Annotated in this window: 18 protein-coding genes; 1 reads left to right on the forward strand and 17 read right to left on the reverse strand. The window is 40.1% G+C overall.

Going from position 1 to position 18,350, the window contains the following annotated elements; genetic code table 11:
- Nucleotides 1-33: 33 nt before the first annotated feature.
- The 15 genes from hemB to DV702_RS06090 form a co-directional block, all read right to left on the reverse strand.
- Nucleotides 34-1,014 carry a porphobilinogen synthase gene (gene hemB / locus DV702_RS06020; RefSeq protein WP_114923946.1) on the reverse strand — a complete coding sequence of 327 codons (981 nt, stop codon included), beginning with the start codon at nt 1,012-1,014 and terminating at the stop codon, nt 34-36.
- On the reverse strand, nt 1,011-1,775 hold the full coding sequence (locus tag DV702_RS06025) for a uroporphyrinogen-III synthase (RefSeq protein WP_114923947.1): 765 nt from the start codon (nt 1,773-1,775) through the stop codon (nt 1,011-1,013). The genes hemB and DV702_RS06025 overlap by 4 nt, the downstream gene beginning before the upstream one ends.
- Nucleotides 1,768-2,697 carry a hydroxymethylbilane synthase gene (hemC, locus tag DV702_RS06030; RefSeq protein WP_114923948.1) on the reverse strand — a complete coding sequence of 310 codons (930 nt, stop codon included), beginning with the start codon at nt 2,695-2,697 and terminating at the stop codon, nt 1,768-1,770. Before hemC ends, DV702_RS06025 begins: the two co-directional genes overlap by 8 nt.
- 15 nt (nt 2,698-2,712) lie before the next feature.
- Entirely contained in the window at nt 2,713-3,543 is an 831-nt protein-coding gene (gene ccsA, locus DV702_RS06035; protein ID WP_114923949.1) for a cytochrome c biogenesis protein CcsA, read from the reverse strand.
- 314 nt (nt 3,544-3,857) lie between these two features.
- Nucleotides 3,858-5,234: a glutamyl-tRNA reductase gene (hemA, locus tag DV702_RS06040; RefSeq protein ID WP_114923950.1), complete on the reverse strand. Its 1,377-nt coding sequence runs from the start codon at nt 5,232-5,234 to the stop codon at nt 3,858-3,860.
- Between the two features lie 131 nt (nt 5,235-5,365).
- Complete coding sequence (gene yihA, locus DV702_RS06045) at nt 5,366-5,947, reverse strand: ribosome biogenesis GTP-binding protein YihA/YsxC (RefSeq protein WP_114923951.1); 582 nt, start codon at nt 5,945-5,947, stop codon at nt 5,366-5,368.
- Nucleotides 5,944-8,265: an endopeptidase La gene (gene lon, locus DV702_RS06050; RefSeq protein ID WP_114923952.1), complete on the reverse strand. Its 2,322-nt coding sequence runs from the start codon at nt 8,263-8,265 to the stop codon at nt 5,944-5,946. The genes yihA and lon overlap by 4 nt, the downstream gene beginning before the upstream one ends.
- 126 nt (nt 8,266-8,391) lie before the next feature.
- Entirely contained in the window at nt 8,392-9,660 is a 1,269-nt protein-coding gene (gene clpX / locus DV702_RS06055) for an ATP-dependent protease ATP-binding subunit ClpX (RefSeq protein WP_114923953.1), read from the reverse strand.
- A gap of 194 nt (nt 9,661-9,854) precedes the next feature.
- Entirely contained in the window at nt 9,855-11,141 is a 1,287-nt protein-coding gene (tig, locus tag DV702_RS06060) for a trigger factor (protein ID WP_114923954.1), read from the reverse strand.
- Nucleotides 11,142-11,388: 247 nt separating this feature from the next.
- Nucleotides 11,389-12,360 (reverse strand): hypothetical protein, encoded by a 972-nt coding sequence (locus tag DV702_RS06065; protein ID WP_114923955.1) that lies wholly within the window; start codon nt 12,358-12,360, stop codon nt 11,389-11,391.
- 138 nt (nt 12,361-12,498) lie between these two features.
- Nucleotides 12,499-12,822 carry a diacylglycerol/lipid kinase family protein gene (locus DV702_RS06070; protein ID WP_114923956.1) on the reverse strand — a complete coding sequence of 108 codons (324 nt, stop codon included), beginning with the start codon at nt 12,820-12,822 and terminating at the stop codon, nt 12,499-12,501.
- 149 nt (nt 12,823-12,971) lie between these two features.
- Complete coding sequence (locus DV702_RS06075) at nt 12,972-14,084, reverse strand: RNA-guided endonuclease TnpB family protein (protein ID WP_114923844.1); 1,113 nt, start codon at nt 14,082-14,084, stop codon at nt 12,972-12,974.
- Between the two features lie 11 nt (nt 14,085-14,095).
- On the reverse strand, nt 14,096-14,494 hold the full coding sequence (gene tnpA / locus DV702_RS06080) for an IS200/IS605 family transposase (RefSeq protein WP_114923845.1): 399 nt from the start codon (nt 14,492-14,494) through the stop codon (nt 14,096-14,098).
- A 113-nt stretch (nt 14,495-14,607) separates the two neighbouring features.
- Nucleotides 14,608-15,246, reverse strand: coding sequence for a diacylglycerol/lipid kinase family protein (locus tag DV702_RS06085; protein WP_114923957.1), 639 nt, complete (start codon nt 15,244-15,246; stop codon nt 14,608-14,610).
- Between the two features lie 88 nt (nt 15,247-15,334).
- Complete coding sequence (locus DV702_RS06090; protein WP_162805737.1) at nt 15,335-15,961, reverse strand: SIMPL domain-containing protein; 627 nt, start codon at nt 15,959-15,961, stop codon at nt 15,335-15,337.
- Between the two features lie 113 nt (nt 15,962-16,074).
- Here DV702_RS06090 and DV702_RS06095 point away from each other — a divergent pair, with 113 nt between their 5' ends.
- On the forward strand, nt 16,075-16,290 hold the full coding sequence (locus DV702_RS06095) for a hypothetical protein (protein ID WP_114923959.1): 216 nt from the start codon (nt 16,075-16,077) through the stop codon (nt 16,288-16,290).
- A 91-nt stretch (nt 16,291-16,381) separates the two neighbouring features.
- Here the strand turns inward: DV702_RS06095 and DV702_RS06100 are convergent, their stop codons facing one another.
- Nucleotides 16,382-17,008, reverse strand: coding sequence for an HD domain-containing protein (locus DV702_RS06100; protein ID WP_114923960.1), 627 nt, complete (start codon nt 17,006-17,008; stop codon nt 16,382-16,384).
- 214 nt (nt 17,009-17,222) lie between these two features.
- Nucleotides 17,223-18,344 carry a peptide-methionine (R)-S-oxide reductase MsrB gene (msrB, locus tag DV702_RS06105; RefSeq protein ID WP_114923961.1) on the reverse strand — a complete coding sequence of 374 codons (1,122 nt, stop codon included), beginning with the start codon at nt 18,342-18,344 and terminating at the stop codon, nt 17,223-17,225.
- Nucleotides 18,345-18,350: the final 6 nt, after the last annotated feature.

An 18,350-nucleotide genomic window follows, 5' to 3' on the forward strand; every position in this document is an offset into this window, starting at 1 on the left:
TGCTTGTTTTGACTTTGAATAATTATTTCCCAATTAGTTCTCCTCCAGCCAGCGAGCAGCGTCTTTTGCATGATAAGTCATAATAATATCTGCGCCTGCACGCTTCATACTCGTTAATGTCTCTAGAACAATTTTCTTTTCATCAACCCATCCATTTAGTGCCGCTGCTTTCACCATTGCATATTCGCCACTTACATTGTACGCAACAACCGGTAATAATACATGGTTTTTCACATCGCGAATAATATCTAAATAAGATAATGCCGGCTTGACGATTAGGAAGTCGGCCCCCTCAAGAATATCGGACTCTGCTTCGCGCATTGCTTCCATACGGTTCGCCGGATCCATTTGATATGTTTTGCGATCGCCAAATTGCGGTGTAGAACCTGCTGCTTCACGGAATGGGCCGTAATAAGCGGATGCATACTTCACTGCATAAGACATAATCGGAATATGCTTGAAGCCATTTTCGTCAAGCGCTTGGCGAATAACCGCTACAAAGCCATCCATCATATTTGAAGGGGCAATAATGTCCGCTCCTGCACGCGCTTGACTCACTGCTGTTTTGGCAAGCAATACGAGACTTTCGTCATTATCAACGTCCTCATCGTGGACTACTCCACAATGACCGTGGTCTGTATATTCACATAAGCACGTATCCGCCAATACGAGTAGATCAGGGTGACGATCCTTTACCGCTCGTGTGGCTCGTTGAATAATTCCCTCATCGCTATAAGCACCCGTTCCAAGTGCATCCTTTTCAGTCGGTACACCAAATAGAATAATGGAAGGAATGCCGAGAGCAACCACTTCATCTGTCTCTGCTAATAATTGATCGATAGAAAATTGGTCGATACCAGGCATCGAACCAATGGGATTACGAATGTTTTCACCTTCTGTTACAAAGATAGGATAGATGAAATCCGCTGCTTTAACCTCTGTCTCCCTAACCATTGCGCGTACATTTGCATTGGAACGAAGTCTGCGGTGACGCTTAAATTCTACTGGTTTCATATCAACTCTTCCTTTCGTTTAGCCAGTGCATGGACTAGCTCGACTAATGTATATGTCTCAGGTTTGACATGTACAGGCGCACCGGCTTTTAACAAAGCACGTTCTGTCACATGACCGATGGCGCATATGGTAAAACCACTCCAGCTCGTTTTCGGCGTAATGCGTGAAGAAAATACTTCAACTGCTGACGGACTGGCGAATAACACAGACACTTGATCTTTGTGCTTAATTTGTCTGATCAATTTATCTATTTCACTCGTGGCACTTTTTGTTTCATATACTGTCCACTCCGATACATGAAAAGGGAGTTGCTCCCTAATCAAACTACCCGCAAGCGAACCTTTTAGAAAAACAACATGCAACCTTTCAGACTCTTTCGGCTTAAACTGTTTGACGAATACATCCGCACTAAAAACGCTAGGAATAAACGACACAGTAAAACCAAGCCTATCAAGTGCAGCAGCTGTTCTTGTACCGACAGCCGCCACCTTGCCTTTAAAGATACTCGCTGATATTTCATAACGGACCATTTTGGCACGGAACGCGGCGACGGCTGATTGACTCGTAAATATGAGCCAATCCGCTTTCATCGCTTGACGAAGCTTTTGCAGATCTGCTTGCTTTACTACTTCCTCCACTTCGATCAAAGGAATTGAAATCGGGGTACCGCCATATGATTTAACTAAATCTGCGGCTTCCTGAGATTTTGGCGTTCCAGTAAAAATGACCGTTTCCCCTGCTAACGGTAACTTCTTACGCATCCATTTCCGCCTTCACTTTCTTTATAACTTCAGCGGCTCCTTGGTCGCGTAGAAGCTTACTCACTTCTTTACCAACGGCAACCGGATCAGTTCCTTTCATGGTTTCACGGAATACTTCAATTGCATCTGGAGACGCAATGAAACCAGTCAGCTCCACTTCATTTCCATCAAATGTTGCGAATCCTGCGATTGGCACTTGACATGAACCATCCATTTCATTGAGGAATGTACGTTCAGCCTGCAGCTCTATCCAAGTATTTTGGTCTGTCAACTTAGCAAGTTCGTCTAGTAATTCTTTGTCATCTTCACGGCACTCAATTGCTAAAGCGCCTTGTCCAACCGCTGGAATACAATCATCAAGAGATAAGTGTTCTGTCACAATATCGTCGTCCCATCCCATACGTTTCAGCCCAGCAGCCGCTAAAATGATTGCATCATATTCGCCGTCACGCATTTTACGTAGACGGGTATCGATATTCCCTCGAATCCATTTAATCTCAAGATCCGGACGCAACATTAATAACTGGGAACTACGGCGCAAGCTAGATGTTCCAACGACTGCACCAATAGGTAAATCCATGAAGCGAACATGATCATTGGCGATATATGCATCACGTGGATCGACACGTTTTGGAATACAGCCTACAGTTAATCCTGCAGGAATTTCAGCAGGCATATCTTTCATACTATGTACTGCAAAATCAATTTCCTTATCAAAGAGTGCCTGTTGGATTTCTTTCACGAATAATCCTTTACCGCCTACTTTTGATAACATAACGTCCAGAATTTGGTCGCCTTTTGTTACGATTTCTTTTACTTCAAATTCAAATGGTGCTCCTGCTTGTTTCATCTGTTCAATAAACCAATTCGTTTGTGTTAGTGCTAATTTACTTCTACGTGAACCTACAATAATTTTTCTCACTATACTCTTCCTTCCTTATATCCATAAATGAAATTCAGACAGCGTACTGCCTAAAAAGAAATTAACGACAGTCAAAAGAAATGCAAAAATTGTCATCCAGGCAAATTCCATTGATTGCAATTTACCTTTGTAGTTGAAATACACTACAGATGTATAGATTAGTAATACCGCAAACGAACCCATAATCTTAACATCCCACACAGACCATTCAGAAAGTGCTACATAGGCCCATTGAACACCGAATAATAAACTGACGAATAAAATAGGAATCCCTGTATAAATAGACATCTTCATACCCATCATTGTTTGATGTAAGTTGGGTAGGCTGGAGAATCGTTTTGTCCATTTTTTCTTTTTCAACACTTTATAAACAAGTAAATACAAGACTGCAAAGACAAATGCTAAGGCAAACACCGCGTATGAGAGGATCGCTGTCGTAATGTGTATAAATAATACTTCAGAAATAAGTGAGTCTCCGACTGTGGATGCTGAGTATTTTAAGTTTGAAAATACGTGAATCATTAAAAATCCGAATCCAATGATATTTGTAAAGAAGACCATGAAATTTACTTGATAAATCAGTTGGAACACGATGGATAATGTGACTAGCAACCAGACATAAAAATAAATACCTTCGACTAGCGATAATACCGGAAACCGCTTCATTTCGATGATATACAACGACAAGATAGCAGTTTGTGTTACCCATACCGTAACAATTAGCCAAAATGCAATACGTTGCATAGCTTTTTGTTTTTTAAAATAATCTATTAGATAAAAAACAAGACCTAAGGCGTAGAGGACAATCATAAATTCCTGAAGTCTTGCCATTGTCAATTCCACCATAAGTTATTCTCTGCCTTTCGAGCGTAACTCTCTCTTTTTTACGTGTCGGGCTTGACCTTCTACATTGTCTCAAATGTACGTGCCTTCCTGCAAATAATTGCATCTATAGTTAGAAGTTTATCTTAAAGAGCATGTCTTTTTGGAGAAGCTATTCTTTTGAGTGCGCTTAGACGTGTGTTATGAGCGCATGAGCTTTTGCTAGGAGCGATCGGACGGATCCTATGAACGGAACCCCATGTAGCATACTCAAAATCACGCAAAAAAAGAGGTCTGTATCGTTCTTGTGAAAGAGCAGATACAGAACCACCAGAGAATTAGTACAAGTAATTTAATTCGTTTGCGTTACGTTGTTCTTTTTTTTCATTTGCGCGTTTCTGAAGACGTTCTTTTGCCTGAAGTGCTAATTGTTCTTTTTCTTCAACAACTTCTTCAGCAATACCAAAAATTTGTTCGAAAAGAGCTAGTTTTTCATTTGCTTTATTGTCAGTAGACAGTTCTTTCGCTTGTAAAATAGGCTCTTTCAGCAATTGATTAATGATCGATTTCGTATGCTTGTTAAGGACTTTCTTTTCCCGATCTGTTAAATCCGGCATCTTGTTTTCAATACTCAGCATCGTTTCACTTTGGATTCGGCTCGCTTTTTTGCGCAATGCAGAAATCATAGGAACTACACCAAGTGTTGATAACCAATCTTTAAAAGCAACGACTTCACTTTCAATCATTAAACCGATCTCATCTGCAGCACGTTTACGCTCTGCAAGATTCGCTTCTACAATTCCTTGTAAATCATCGATGTCATACAAGAACATATTTGCCAAATCACCAATTTTAGGATCCAAATCACGCGGAACTGCAATATCTACTAAGAATAAAGGCTTTCCTTTACGCAATTTTTCTACAAACTGCATCAATTCATAATCAATGACGTAATCTGTAGAACCTGTTGAACTGATTAAAATATCAGCCTCTAGCAATAGACATTGTAACTCTTGCATCGATTTTGCTTCGCCATCAAACTTTGCAGCTAACAACTCTGCTTTAGAGAACGTGCGGTTAATCACAGTAATTTTACCTACACCGCTTCCTTGCAAGTTTTTGACTGCTAGCTCGCCCATTTTACCGGCACCAAGTATCGCAATATGTTTATGTTTTAAAGAGCCAAAAATTTTCTTTCCAAGTTCCACAGCGGCATAAGAGACAGATACAGCATTTTCACCAATTGCAGTTTCTGTATGAGCTCTTTTCGCTGTAGTAATAGCTTGCTTAAACAATTCGTTGAAAACCGTACCTGTCGTACCGATTTCTTGAGCTGCTAAAAAACTGCTGCGAACTTGTCCTAATATTTGAGTTTCACCGAGTACCATAGAATCAATGCCTGCTGCGACACGTAATAAATGCTCGATCGCGCCATCTTCTTCATGAATAATTAAGTGCGTAGAAAAATCTTCAATTGGCATTGAAAACCAATCTGCAAGGAATCGCTTTATATAATATCGTCCTGTATGAATCTGATCGACTACCGCATAAATTTCTGTGCGGTTACAAGTGGAAATAATAATATTCTCCAAGATGCTTTTTTGCTGTTGCAATGTTTGCATCGCTTGCGGCAATTCAGTTTCAACGAATGATAGTTTTTCTCTAATTTCCACAGGGGCGGTTCGGTGGTTGACACCGACAACAACTGTATACATTAGGTGCTCACACCTTTCAAAAATCTTTTCGTACGATCATTATAGCATACATAGTGATCCGGTCGGAATATAAATTGTGAACATCATTTGTCGCCTTTTTTTGTCAAACTTGATTTTTTGCTACTACTTTATTACATGCGGCTTTCAATCTCGCGCCACGCTTCTTCCATCCCCAGTCCCAATTCGGATGAAAAAGCGATTAGCGGATGATGTTTTTGCATATTTAACGTAGTACGGACAATCTTTTTATGCTTTTCCCATTTACCTTTAGGAATTTTATCTGCTTTTGTCGCGATGACAATAGTCGGAATATTATAATGCGACAAAAAGTCATACATCATACAGTCATCAGTAGTAGGCGGATGACGAAGATCGACAATTTGAATGACTGCACGAAGTTCTTCACGAGCTGTAATATAGCGCTCGATCATTCCTCCCCATGCCTCACGTTCCGTTTTAGAAACTTTTGCATATCCATAGCCTGGCACATCGACAAAAAATAGTTGCTCTTCAATTTTATAAAAGTTCAACGTCTGCGTCTTACCAGGTTTGGAAGACGTGCGCGCCAAACTTTTTCTACCTATCATTTTATTGATAAATGAGGATTTACCTACGTTCGAGCGACCTGCCAACGCAAACTCAGGATAGCCTTCTGTTGGATATTGTTCCGGTCGAACAGCACTCATAATCATCTCTACATTATGGACTTTCATTTCTTTTCCTCCAAAGCGATATCGAGTACTTCATCAGCATCCGACACTAGTTTAAATGTTAATTCTTCACGTATGCTATCTGGTATATCATCTACATCACGTTCGTTGTCACTAGGAATAATAATAGTGCGCAAGCCTGCACGATGAGCACTGAGTGTTTTTTCTTTCAATCCGCCAATTGGTAACACACGTCCACGCAGTGTCACTTCTCCTGTCATACCTACTTCTCGCCGCACTGGACGTTCAGTCAAAGCAGAAACCAGTGCAGTGACGATTGTAATACCCGCTGAAGGTCCATCTTTAGGTGTGGCACCTTCTGGAACGTGAATATGAATATCCCATTTCTCATGGAAAGTGGGATCGATACCAAATTCTACAGCTTTTGAACGTACATAGGATAACGCAGTCTGTGCAGATTCTTTCATGACATCACCAAGTTTTCCGGTTAATAATAATTTTCCTTTTCCGGGTGATAATGAAACTTCTATTTGAAGGGTATCACCACCGACAGCCGTGTACGCAAGACCTGTAGCCATACCGACCTGATTAACAGTTTCTGCTTGACCGAATCGATAGCGCTTTTTACCAAGTAATGTTTCCAATGTTTTTGAACTAACAGTCAGACTTTTTTTGTCTTTAGCAAGAATTTGACGTGCAGCTTTTCGGCAAATACTTGCTACTTGTCGTTCCAATGAACGGACGCCCGCTTCCCGTGTATAATAACGAACGAGCTCCAATACAGCTTGTTCCTGGAACCGTACTTGAGACTTCGTCAATCCATGTTCTTTTAATTGTTTAGGTATTAAATGACGGAGCGCAATCGACTGTTTTTCTTGCTCTGTATATCCTGGAATCGATATAACTTCCATACGGTCACGCAACGGTCCGGGAATCGCACTTAAATCATTCGATGTAGCAATAAATAAAACATTCGATAAATCATACGGTTCTTCGATATAGTGATCACTAAACGTACTATTTTGTTCCGGATCTAATACTTCGAGCATCGCAGACGAAGGGTCTCCACGAAAATCATTGGACATTTTATCAATTTCATCAAGTAAAAATACCGGATTAATTGTACCAGCTTTTTTCATACTTTGAATAATACGCCCGGGCATTGCACCGATATATGTACGGCGATGACCACGTATTTCAGATTCATCACGCACACCGCCAAGTGAAACCCGAACGAAATTGCGACCAAGTGATTCGGCAATTGAACGGGCTAATGATGTCTTACCAACACCCGGCGGACCGTCTAAACAAAGAATGGGTCCACGCAATGATTTAGTCATTTGACGCACAGCGAGAAATTCCAAAATTCGTTCTTTAACGTTTTCCAGTCCTTCGTGATCACGATCTAAAATAGCTTCTGACCTGGATAAATCCAACTGATCTACAGTCGCTGCAGACCACGGTAATGTAATAAGCCACTCAATATACGTTCGGATAATACCACTTTCCGCAGAAATAGCAGGAATCTTTTCGAAACGAGCCAACTCACGTTCAGCTGCTTCTTTAACGGATTCAGGCATAGTAGCTTCTTCCATTTTTCGTCTTAACTCCGCCACTTCAAGACCTTTCCCATCTTTGTCACCTAGTTCGGTTTGAATGGCTTTAAGTTGTTCACGCAAATAAAATTCTTTTTGCGTGCGTTCCATCGCTTCTTTTACACGTTCATTAATCTTTTGTTCGAGCTCCATAATTTCTTGTTCATTGTACATACGTGTGATCAACCAATTTAAACGCTTTTGCACATCCGTCATTTCCAGCACTTCTTGTTTTGCTGCTAATTTTAAAGGAAGATTCGATGCGATCATATCCGCTAAGCGTCCAGCATCGGGAATCTCTGAAGCCGTTTTAAGTGTTTCATCAGAAATGCGTTTACTGTTCTTTGCATAGCGTGTAAATTGCGCTAATAATGTGCGCATCAACGCTTCTAGCTCTGGATCTTTTTCCAAATTTTCATCATAACCGATAACATTTACAATCGGAAAAAGATCAGCTTCTTGATAGGAAAACCATTCAGCACGGTGTAATCCTTCGATTAAGACGCGGTATGTTCCATTCGGCAGTTGCGTCATAGATTTCACTTTTGCCAACGTGCCAATACGGTGCAAGTCATCCATTTCCGGGTTTTCTAACGCTAAATCCCGCTGCATAGCTAAAAACACTTCATTATTTTCAGAAACTGCTTGTTCAAGAGCATAAATTGAACGCTCGCGACCCACGTCTATATGTAAAACCATTGTTGGATAAACGATCACTCCGCGGAGTGGCAATAAAGGGATGTTATTTTTTTGAATATTCGGCATTACAAGCCACCTCCAATAAGTTATGTATAGTATGTATCTTGCGTAATGTAATCATATGTATGAAAAAGCCGACTTCCGAGCGTCGAATTACGCATCGGTAGAGCCGGCTTTTTTGCCTTTTCGGCGTTATGCGGTATTTTTTTCTTTATCTACGTCATAAATGGTTCCATCTTCTTTATAAAGAATTGGAGTGGCTTTACCTTGGACAGAATCCTTCGTAATGACACATTCCTTCACTTCTTCGAGAGATGGCAAGTCGTACATGACGTCAAGCATAATATTTTCAATAATAGAACGTAATCCACGAGCACCCGTTTTACGAGCGATTGCTTCTCGTGCAATTTCTAATAATGCGTCTTCCTCAAATCGAAGTGCCACATCATCAAGTTCTACCATCTTTTGGTATTGTTTTACTATTGCATTTTTAGGTACCGTTAGAATTTGATACAGCGTATCGACATCTAATGCATCTAACGTAGCAATTACAGGTAAACGACCGATGAATTCCGGAATTAAGCCAAACGCTTGTAGATCTTCTGGAATCAATTTAGACAATAGACTTTCATTTTCATCGATTTCGTTGTTTGGATCTGTCCCGAAACCAATGACTTTACGTCCAATACGACGCTTGACGATATCTTCAATACCGTCGAATGCCCCACCGACTACGAAAAGAATATTCGTCGTATCAATTTGCAAGAATTCTTGGTGTGGATGCTTACGTCCGCCTTGTGGTGGTACGCTAGCTACTGTTCCTTCCAAGATTTTCAGTAATGCTTGTTGAACACCTTCACCAGAAACATCACGTGTAATTGAAGCGTTCTCTGATTTGCGGGCTACTTTATCGATTTCGTCAATATAGATAATTCCTTTTTCAGCTTTTTCAATATCAAAATCAGCCGCTTGAATTAATTTCAAAAGAATATTTTCTACATCTTCCCCAACGTAACCTGCTTCAGTTAATGAAGTGGCATCTGCAATCGCAAATGGAACATCCAAGATTCTAGCCAACGTTTGAGCAAGTAATGTTTTACCGCTACCTGTTGGTCCGATCAAGACGATATTCGATTTTGCTAATTCGACGTCATCAATTTTACTGCCTGAGTTTACACGCTTATAATGATTATAAACGGCTACAGCGAGTGATTTTTTTGCGCGATCCTGCCCGATGATGTATTCATCGAGGATGCTTTGGATTTCTCTCGGTTTCGGAACATCTTTCAGTTCGAAGCCTTCCTCTAGACCGACTTCTTCCTCAACGATTTCCGCACAAAGTTCAACGCATTCATCACAAATATATACACCTTGACCTGCTACTAATTTACGGACTTGATCTTGAGATTTACCGCAAAAAGAACAACTCAAGTTATCATTTTCATCATTAAATTTGAACATTATGCTCACCCCTATTCAAGTGAATATACTACAAGATTCCCATGACTTAATCAACTATTTAGAACTTGACACCAAAATATGTATGCTCTATATGCACTAGCTTGCGGAGTTTTTCTCTTACTATGCACATAAGCTTTCTTTTAAGAAAAACAAGGCACGGTAACACCGTGCCTTGTTTCAATTATATGGAGAAATCAGTCTAGAACTTTAGCGTTATCTACAAGCAATTGTACAGTCTTGTTGAAACGAAGGTCATTTTCAAGCACAGAAGTACCACCAAGAGTTGCCTTGATTTGTTCTACTTCCATACCGAATTGCTCAGACATTTTCTCAAGCTCAGCTTGTACTTCTTCTTCTGGAACTTCAACGTTTTCTGCTGCGCCAATTGCTTCGAGTGTTAAAGAAACGCGTACACGGCTTAATGCGTCGTCTTTCATTTGCTCGCGAAGAGCCGCTTCGTCTTGTCCAGAAAATTGGAAGTAAAGCTCAAGGTTCATACCTTGCATTTGCAGACGTTGTTCGAAATCTTGCATCATACGGTTGATTTCTGAATCGATCATCGCTTGTGGGATGTCCATTTCCGCATTGCTTGCTGCTTGTTCAACTAGATCGTCACGAAGAGCTGTTTCAGATTCGTTCTTCTTCACTTCTTCAGCTTCTTCTCTTAACTTCGTACGTAGTTCTTCAACAGAAGAAACGTTTTCGTCAAGTTCTTTAGCTAGTTCATCATCAAGTTCAGGTATTTCTTTTGCCTTGACTTCGTGGACTTTTACTTTGAAAGTAGCAGGCTTGCCAGCTAATTCAGCAGCATGATATTCTTCTGGGAAAGTGATTTCGATATCTTTCTGTTCTCCAGCTTTCATACCTACTACTTGCTCTTCGAATCCAGGGATAAATGAACCGGAACCAATTTCAAGATCATACCCTTCAGATTTTCCACCTTCAAATGCTTCTCCGTCAGCAAAGCCTTCGAAGTCGATTGTGACTGTGTCGCCTTCTTCTACAGCAGCATCTTCTTTAACGACCATTTCCGCAAGTCCTTCACGGCGTTGTTCAAGTTGTTGGTCGATTTCTTCTTCTGTCACTTCAGTCGTTTGACGAGTAACTTCAAGCCCCTTGTATTCGCCTAGTTTCACTTCTGGTTTCAAAGCGATTACTGCTGTGAATACAACTGGCTCCCCTTTTTCAAGCTTTTCAATATCGATTTCAGGAGCTGCGATTGGTTCTACGTCCGCTTCGTCAACTGCTGCTGAGTACGCTTCTGGAAGTACGATGTCAATTGCATCGTTGTATAGAGATTCTTCACCGTACATTTTATCAAACATTTTACGTGGCATTTTTCCTTTACGGAATCCAGGTGCCTGTACTTTTTTCACTACTTTTTTAAACGCTTGATCTACCGCTTCGTTAAAACGTTCTACAGAAACTTCAAATGTAAGTTTCCCTTCACTGCCTTCTAATTTTTCCCATTTAACTGTCATATGTATGACCTCCAAATCATTTAAACAACTTGTACTCGTTTATTTTAATCAATTTACCCTTCGCCTACTTGCGTCTATACCTTTTCGGTGTTAGCTGAAAAAGTCCTTCACATCTATCGAAGGTTTTATCTGAATGTAGCAGATTTTCATTATCTAAAAAGGACGATAACGTAGCTATATACAGATAAGCAGTTGACAACCACTTTAGTATAACACAGTCTATTCATCTTTCAAGAATTTTTCCTCATCAGCTATCCATTTCCTCATCAACCGAACGCACGAACTGCAGCAAGGCTGTTTCCTCCACAGTTTTACCATAGAGTAGCTGCTTCGTATACGCGATATAAGCTTCTGCTACTTCTTCTGCTGTATAAGGTCCCCAGTGGAATGGAAATAATAACACACTATATTTTAGGATGAGATTTACAACTAACTCACTAGCTGTTGGATCCTTTTCAAAATGTGATCTTGCGATGAATTGAATTTCATCTATAAATTGGTCATTTTCCGGCGAGATCAACCTACTGGGTTTTGTCTCTGTCTCAAAATGATACTTTCTAACGGAAATTAGTTCATCTGAACCCGCTTGTTGCAATAAAAGTAATGCATATGTTTTCACAATGTGTAACGTCTCATCAGTTTGCACAATTTCTTTAAGGAGTCGCACGAATGGTTCTAGTTTTTGGTTTTGTAAAGACAGCAAGAAATCTTGTTGCTCATGGGGCGTCATCTTTAGAAACTCTTCTATTGGTATGTGCTGTTCATCAGAATATGCGGATTCTTCTACATAACGATTTGCTAATCTACCGTTTAATTCACGCAAGTACTGAAATTTTTGCAAACTATGTTCTGGTATCATTTCTTTTTCTAGTAATCCTTGTATGGTCAGTTCGACTTCTTCGTATTGCTGTAATTGAATGGAAATAGATAAATATAACTCTAGCATTTCTATATAATTTCCTGATGGATTTTGCATAGCTAATAGTGCAAATTGCTTCGCACGTTTATAATCTTTCATTTCGTATAAGGAAATAGCGAGAACGTCTAATACAGATGTATCTTGTGGATTAATATCTAAAATCGCTTCAAAATGTTCGATCGCAACATCGTGAAGATCTCGTTCCATCGCTTCTTTCCCTTCCCGGTACAGTCGTTCCAACGTTCCGGGGAAAACTACGATATTTCCTTTTTTGATGACTGGTCTACGTTTTTTCTGCAATACTACTCACCTGCCTGTTCGGTATTACTATAGCATAGGAAAGGAATTCGATTCCAGTTCGGGTGTTTTGGTATATATCGAAAGCGAATGAATACAGCTAGATTACGGTTGCTGAATAATGCGGAGAGAGTGGCTTCCTTATTTTACTTTCCGTCCTTCCGCAATAAACCACTTTCGAGAATCAACTCTACAAATGACTGGTTGCTGTATGTCAGTCGTGCCAATATACTCTCCATCTGTATGGCAAGCGACTTCAACTACTGGATGGATGGTAAAAGAATCACTTTTGTATATGCTCACGCCGCTAAATCTTACGTGATGTCCTGTAAATACTGTCAAAAAAACAATTAAAAATTTAAGTAGTGGAATAGAGTGAACTACGATTAACTCGAATTCTCCATCATCCACCACTGAATGTGGAGATATTTTCATGCCACCGCCAAAATATTTCTGATTATTCACTGTAATTAACCAACAATCTGTGAACTACCCACCACTTAACGCCTTTCGGGCTGTTTGAAGTGGGGGCTTCTCGACTTATCATTGCTTTTACTAGCCAACGAAAACAGACCGAGCTATCCCTCTTGTTCCAAGAGTTTTGTACACACGGTTTATTCAGAAGCCAACAAACGTATGCCTTCATTTTTGATATTCAGGGCAGAGTTGTAGTCCCTGTCGAGTATAGATCCGCATGGACAGCTATAGACTCGCTCAGACATGGCCATTATTTTTTGATTGCCACAACTAGAACACAGTTTTGTAGAGGGAAACCACTTATCTATTTTGACTAGCCGTTTTCCCTGTTCTCTCAGTTTATAATCTAAGAAAGTCGTAAACATGCCCCAACCATTATCATAGACACTTTTGCCGAAACGAAGGGCTCGTGACATTCCTTTCATATCCAAGTCTTCTATGACGACTGCATCATAGGTGGAAGCTAATGACTTCGACTGATGATGGAGAAAATTCTTGCGTTGATTAGCCACTTTCTCTTGCAGTTTGGCGACTACCATTCGTTGCTTATTCCAACGGGAAGAACCCTTCGTGCGCCTAGATAGAATGCGTTGCTCTTTTGCTAATCGTGCCAACATTTGACGATAGAAGCGAGGATAATTGGCTTTCTCATCTTCGCTGCTTACGTACAGTTCAGCCATCGCAAAATCTAATCCAACGACATCTTTTACTTCTTTTTGGATAATTTCTTGTTTATATTCAGTGAGAATGGAAACATAATATGCCCCTGCTGGTGTCATTGATAGGGTACAGAACTTTATTGTGTGGCCTTCAGGTATAGTACGATGTTGTATAATTTTTACAAGTTTTAATTTTGGTAATTTGATATGACCATCCAGTAACATAATATTGCCGTTTACCACATTCGTTGTATAGGATTTTCTGGATTTTTTACTTTTGAACCTAGGAAAATCAGCAGTGCCACTGAAGAAATTTCTATATGCTGTCTGCAAATTCAATTGGGCGTTAGCTAAAGCTAGCGAATCTACTTCTTTCAGCCATTCAAACTCTGTTTTGTATGTAGCAGGAGTAGGTAGCTTTTGCTTCTTCAGTTCCACTTGATCGTCTTTGTACGTTTCATATAGTTCTTTTCGTTCAGCCAACATCTTGTTATAGACAAACCGAACACAACCAAAAGTTTTACGTATGAGAAGTGCCTGTTCCTCCGTTGGGTATAAGCGGAATTTGTATGCTTTGTGATGTTTGGTCATATCCTATCACCTCACTTTTGACCTTGATTTTCGATATATTTTTTGATTGCCTCTGTTGGGGAACCGCCTGTTGTGAGTAGGCAGAAGCTTCTGGACCAAAACATTTCTTTCCAAAGTTTCTGTTTCACTTTCGGGAATTCTTTTTTGATCAATCGGGAACTGGCACTTTTATAAGCATTGATAAACTTTGTCATTTCAGTATTCGGATGTGCCTTGAATAAGACATGGATATGGTTTTCATCATAATTCCATTCGACTAACGTTATATTGTAGTTTTCTGAAATTCTGATAAACATATCTTTGGCGTACTCGGATACTTCCCCATCCAATACATTTCTTCTATACTTCACAACCAGAACAAGATGGTAGTGCAGCAGGAACACTGAATGGTTGTTATTATCTAATTTCATTGATACACCAACCTTTATACACTATACAACTGATTGTAATATGACAAAAAATAAAAAGCAACCGAAATTGCTTTTTGGCTATTGCCCAACCGAAATTCATCTCCAACTTACCGTTAGGCTTTGCCCTTCACACGCTTGAAGATGAAGACTTTTTTCGGAGAACCGTTAAAAATTCTTTTCTCATTCCCATTTTGAATTATTGCTTCAAAAGGTGTAAAAACCAACAGGGAGCGAACGACAGTTAACACATACACAAGATGTCCAAGCTTCCATTTGTTCAACCGTTTTTTCCATTTAGACTGACTAGCAGCTAGCGATATTTCTGCATCTAAACCGAAGCCGCAGTTACTCGCAAAGTACCGACTAGATTTTTCGGCTAGTCGCACTTGTCCAAAATCCACTGCTCTGTGTTGTACAGAAATGGCTTCGCTGAAATTTTCGATAGCTTTCAAACAAGTAAACGATGGAAATTCCCGAGCGAAATCGTTTCCTGATCCCGCCTTTACTACACCCACTGTTACATGCGAATGACCCGCTACGCCATTTAACACTTCATGAATGGTGCCGTCCCCGCCGACTACGATAAGCAAGAAGGGCTCGGATTGTTGTTGAATGATTTGCCGCGCGAGTTCCGTTGCATGTCCGCGCGAACGGGTGAAATCGTGAGGATATGCATCCGCCCGCAACTTTCTCCACTCCAACAACCCTTTCCCTTGTCCTGCCCTCTCGTTAATAATAAACCGTATATTCATACGACCGCCTCTTTCAGTTGCTTTCTTTTATAGTAGCAGACGGTCAAACGCTAGACTACATAGCATGCATACTTTACAAAATATTCGTTTAGACGATTTGATACTTTACCATCAAACTGGCACTAATCGTCAATGTGCCAGATTCAATAGGAGTAACAGTATCTGCCATGGTCATTGCGCGGAAAGCGACTGGTTGTGAGGTGTGTTGTTCTTCAATTTTCCATACTATCGGCCGGTTGGCTAATTTCAATGAAGAGCCAATCGTAACCATTTTCGTTTCTGCATCATGCAAAGCGAGGGTTAGTGCTTGCTGATAAAAATTTTCTTGATTTTGAATGGCGAATTCGATGGATCCGACTTGATTGACTCCATTTTTCACAGCGGTATCTACTATTTCACCTGTTTTTGATAGATCATTGCTCGTCACACGAATCGTATTGAGTACTTCATATCCGCGAAAGACTTGTTCTCCATTTACATAATCGTAGACGGGTTGGATTTGATAATTAACCGTTTGAATAGCGGAATCTTCAACACCCATATCCATCAATGAATTGAGTACTTTTTGCATTCGATTCGCATTTTCTTGCTGGATATCTTGCAACTCTGTTCCTCTCGTTTGTACAGATAACACAATATGAACAGTATCGGGCGAGGCTTTAACTGCTCCTTCACCAAAAACTGTAATTACACGATTCGTTGTTTCATTATACAAAGCACATACACTCCTTTTTTTCATACTATGTTTGCCTCCATCCCTTTCATGCGTTCAGAAACAGTTTCGGGATTTTTTCATATGATAGAATAAAAGATTTGGGAGGGCATTTTATGGGTAATTCCACAAAACAAAACCATACATCCACTGACACGCAAATCGCTAAATTAGCATTACTTGGAGAAACTGTCAGTCTTTTTGGTCAAGCGATTACTACACTTGCTGCCTATATGGCTCTTGAGGCAGAAGAGCAAGAAGACGAGACAACTTCCCATATACAGGAACAAATTAACTATTTACTGAAGGAGGTAGAACAATTAAAACAATAATTTAAAATGTCTCCATCCACTTTCACTACTATAGGCATGAAGATTTTTCTTACTAACGATACGGTGCTATGTTCAATCAGCACTACATCCGTTATTCAATTTCTTTTTTCAACTGTTGTAAAAATATTTCCATGAAGTCATGACGCTCCTGTGCAAGTCTCGTGCCTTCCTTTGTCACCATTAAATCTTTCAGCAATAATAGCTTTTCATGAAAATGCGTGACAGAGGCTGTTTCTTTAGAGCGGTATTCTGAAGCTGACATCGTCCTGCGTGCTTCTTCTTCCACATCGTATAATTTCCTGCCGCGCGCACCTCCAAAGGCAAATGTTCGTGCGACTCCAATCGCGCCTATTGCGTCCAAACGATCTGCATCCCGAACAATGGCACCTTCAATAGAGGTGATATCAATCGCGTGCCCACCATTATAAGATACACTTTCTATTACAGTTACTACTTTTTCGATTAATTCATCGTGTGCTCCAATAGTTTTTAAAATTTCATTGATTGTAGCTTCATGTACGGATTCATATTTCGCATCTTCTACATCATGTAATAGCACCGCAAGACGCACGACCCATTCATCCGCATTTGGTTCTGTTAATAAAATCTTCTCTGCGTTTTTCATGACGCGGTCAATATGATCCAAATCGTGGCTGGCATCATATTGGTTATAAATTGCTTCTACTTGTTCTTTACATTTGGCAATCATTTCTTTCATCGTATCCCTTCCCCTCGTTTCCTTTAGTTATATGCAAATGATAACAGAAAAATCATTTCTTATTTAATACATAGCGATTCAAAGTGAATAAACGAATCTCTCTAGTGCGTATTGGTTCATTATCCACTATTAGTCATATATATAACCCTTAGCTCCTACACGAAAAAAGGAAAGGAAGCCAACGCTACCTTTCCCTCCATTTTTATAGTGTACATTAGTTTACATAGCTTTTCAGATAGCCGTACTCTTTGCTTTCCATCTCTTCTAACGGAACGAAGTCAATCGCTGCACTATTGATGCAATAACGTAATCCGCCGCGATCTTTTGGTCCGTCTTCAAAAACGTGACCTAAATGACTGTCTCCCGCACGGCTTCTAACTTCAATTCTTACCATATTAAAACTTCGATCCTCATGCTCTGTAATGACTTCGGGGATGATGGGCTGAGTAAAGCTCGGCCACCCACACTGTGAATCGTATTTATCTGTACTGGAGAATAACGGCTCGCCGGTCGCTACGTCGATGTATATACCATCCTCAAACGTATCCCAGTACTCATTGGAAAATGCAGCTTCTGTGTGATCGCCTTGTGTCACTTGATATTGATTCTTGGTCAATTTTTCTTTTAGCTCTTGATCGCTCGGTTTCGGATAGTCCGCCGGATTAATAACCGAAGGAATTTCTTGATTTTCTAATGTATCAAATTCTACGTGGCAATATCCATTTGGGTTTTTTTCTAAATAATCTTGGTGATAGTCTTCTGCTAATGTATAGCTACTTAATGGCTCTACTTCCGTTACAATATCAGCTTCGTAACGCTTTTGTTCGTTTGCTATAACTTCTTCAATAGTCGCCAAATCGTCAGGATTGCTGTAAAAAATTCCTGAACGATACTGTGTCCCTCTGTCATTTCCTTGCTTATTCAATGAAGTCGGATCTACAATCATGAAGAAATGTTCCAAAATCGTCTTCAGTTCTGTGCGCTCTGGATCGTATTGTACATGGACTGTTTCTGCATGACCCGTTTTTCCAGAAATGACATCCTTATAGGTAGGTTTTTCTGTCGTTCCATTGGCGTATCCAGATGTCACATCATAGACACCGTACACTCTTTCCATATAAGCCTCTACACCCCAAAAACAACCGCCCGCCAAGTAGATATCTTGTAAGTGATCCGTATCAAATGTTAGGTCTTTATTCGGATTGGCAGGATACGCAGAAGCAGTTCCAGAATCCGGGCTTGATGTTAAATCAGTCGCAGTTGAATTACTCGTTCCCGCACCGCATCCGCTTAGTAGCATAATACTTAATAACACGAGCAAGTAATTATATTTCATCAGAAT

Source organism: Sporosarcina sp. PTS2304, from assembly GCF_003351785.1.
Classification (GTDB): Bacteria; Bacillota; Bacilli; order Bacillales_A; family Planococcaceae; genus Sporosarcina.

Excerpts from the sequence above, each read along its gene's own strand:
- hemB (WP_114923946.1), bottom strand. The coding sequence starts at position 1,014 with ATGAAACCAGTAGAATTTAAGCGTCACCGCAGACTTCGTTCCAATGCA.
- DV702_RS06025 (WP_114923947.1), bottom strand. The coding sequence starts at position 1,775 with ATGCGTAAGAAGTTACCGTTAGCAGGGGAAACGGTCATTTTTACTGGA.
- ccsA (WP_114923949.1), bottom strand. The coding sequence starts at position 3,543 with ATGGTGGAATTGACAATGGCAAGACTTCAGGAATTTATGATTGTCCTC.
- hemA (WP_114923950.1), bottom strand. The coding sequence starts at position 5,234 with ATGTATACAGTTGTTGTCGGTGTCAACCACCGAACCGCCCCTGTGGAA.
- yihA (WP_114923951.1), bottom strand. The coding sequence starts at position 5,947 with ATGAAAGTCCATAATGTAGAGATGATTATGAGTGCTGTTCGACCGGAA.
- lon (WP_114923952.1), bottom strand. The coding sequence starts at position 8,265 with ATGCCGAATATTCAAAAAAATAACATCCCTTTATTGCCACTCCGCGGA.
- clpX (WP_114923953.1), bottom strand. The coding sequence starts at position 9,660 with ATGTTCAAATTTAATGATGAAAATGATAACTTGAGTTGTTCTTTTTGC.
- tig (WP_114923954.1), bottom strand. The coding sequence starts at position 11,141 with ATGACAGTTAAATGGGAAAAATTAGAAGGCAGTGAAGGGAAACTTACA.
- DV702_RS06075 (WP_114923844.1), bottom strand. The coding sequence starts at position 14,084 with ATGACCAAACATCACAAAGCATACAAATTCCGCTTATACCCAACGGAG.
- tnpA (WP_114923845.1), bottom strand. The coding sequence starts at position 14,494 with ATGAAATTAGATAATAACAACCATTCAGTGTTCCTGCTGCACTACCAT.
- DV702_RS06085 (WP_114923957.1), bottom strand. The coding sequence starts at position 15,246 with ATGAATATACGGTTTATTATTAACGAGAGGGCAGGACAAGGGAAAGGG.
- DV702_RS06095 (WP_114923959.1), top strand. The coding sequence starts at position 16,075 with ATGGGTAATTCCACAAAACAAAACCATACATCCACTGACACGCAAATC.
- DV702_RS06100 (WP_114923960.1), bottom strand. The coding sequence starts at position 17,008 with ATGAAAGAAATGATTGCCAAATGTAAAGAACAAGTAGAAGCAATTTAT.
- msrB (WP_114923961.1), bottom strand. The coding sequence starts at position 18,344 with ATGAAATATAATTACTTGCTCGTGTTATTAAGTATTATGCTACTAAGC.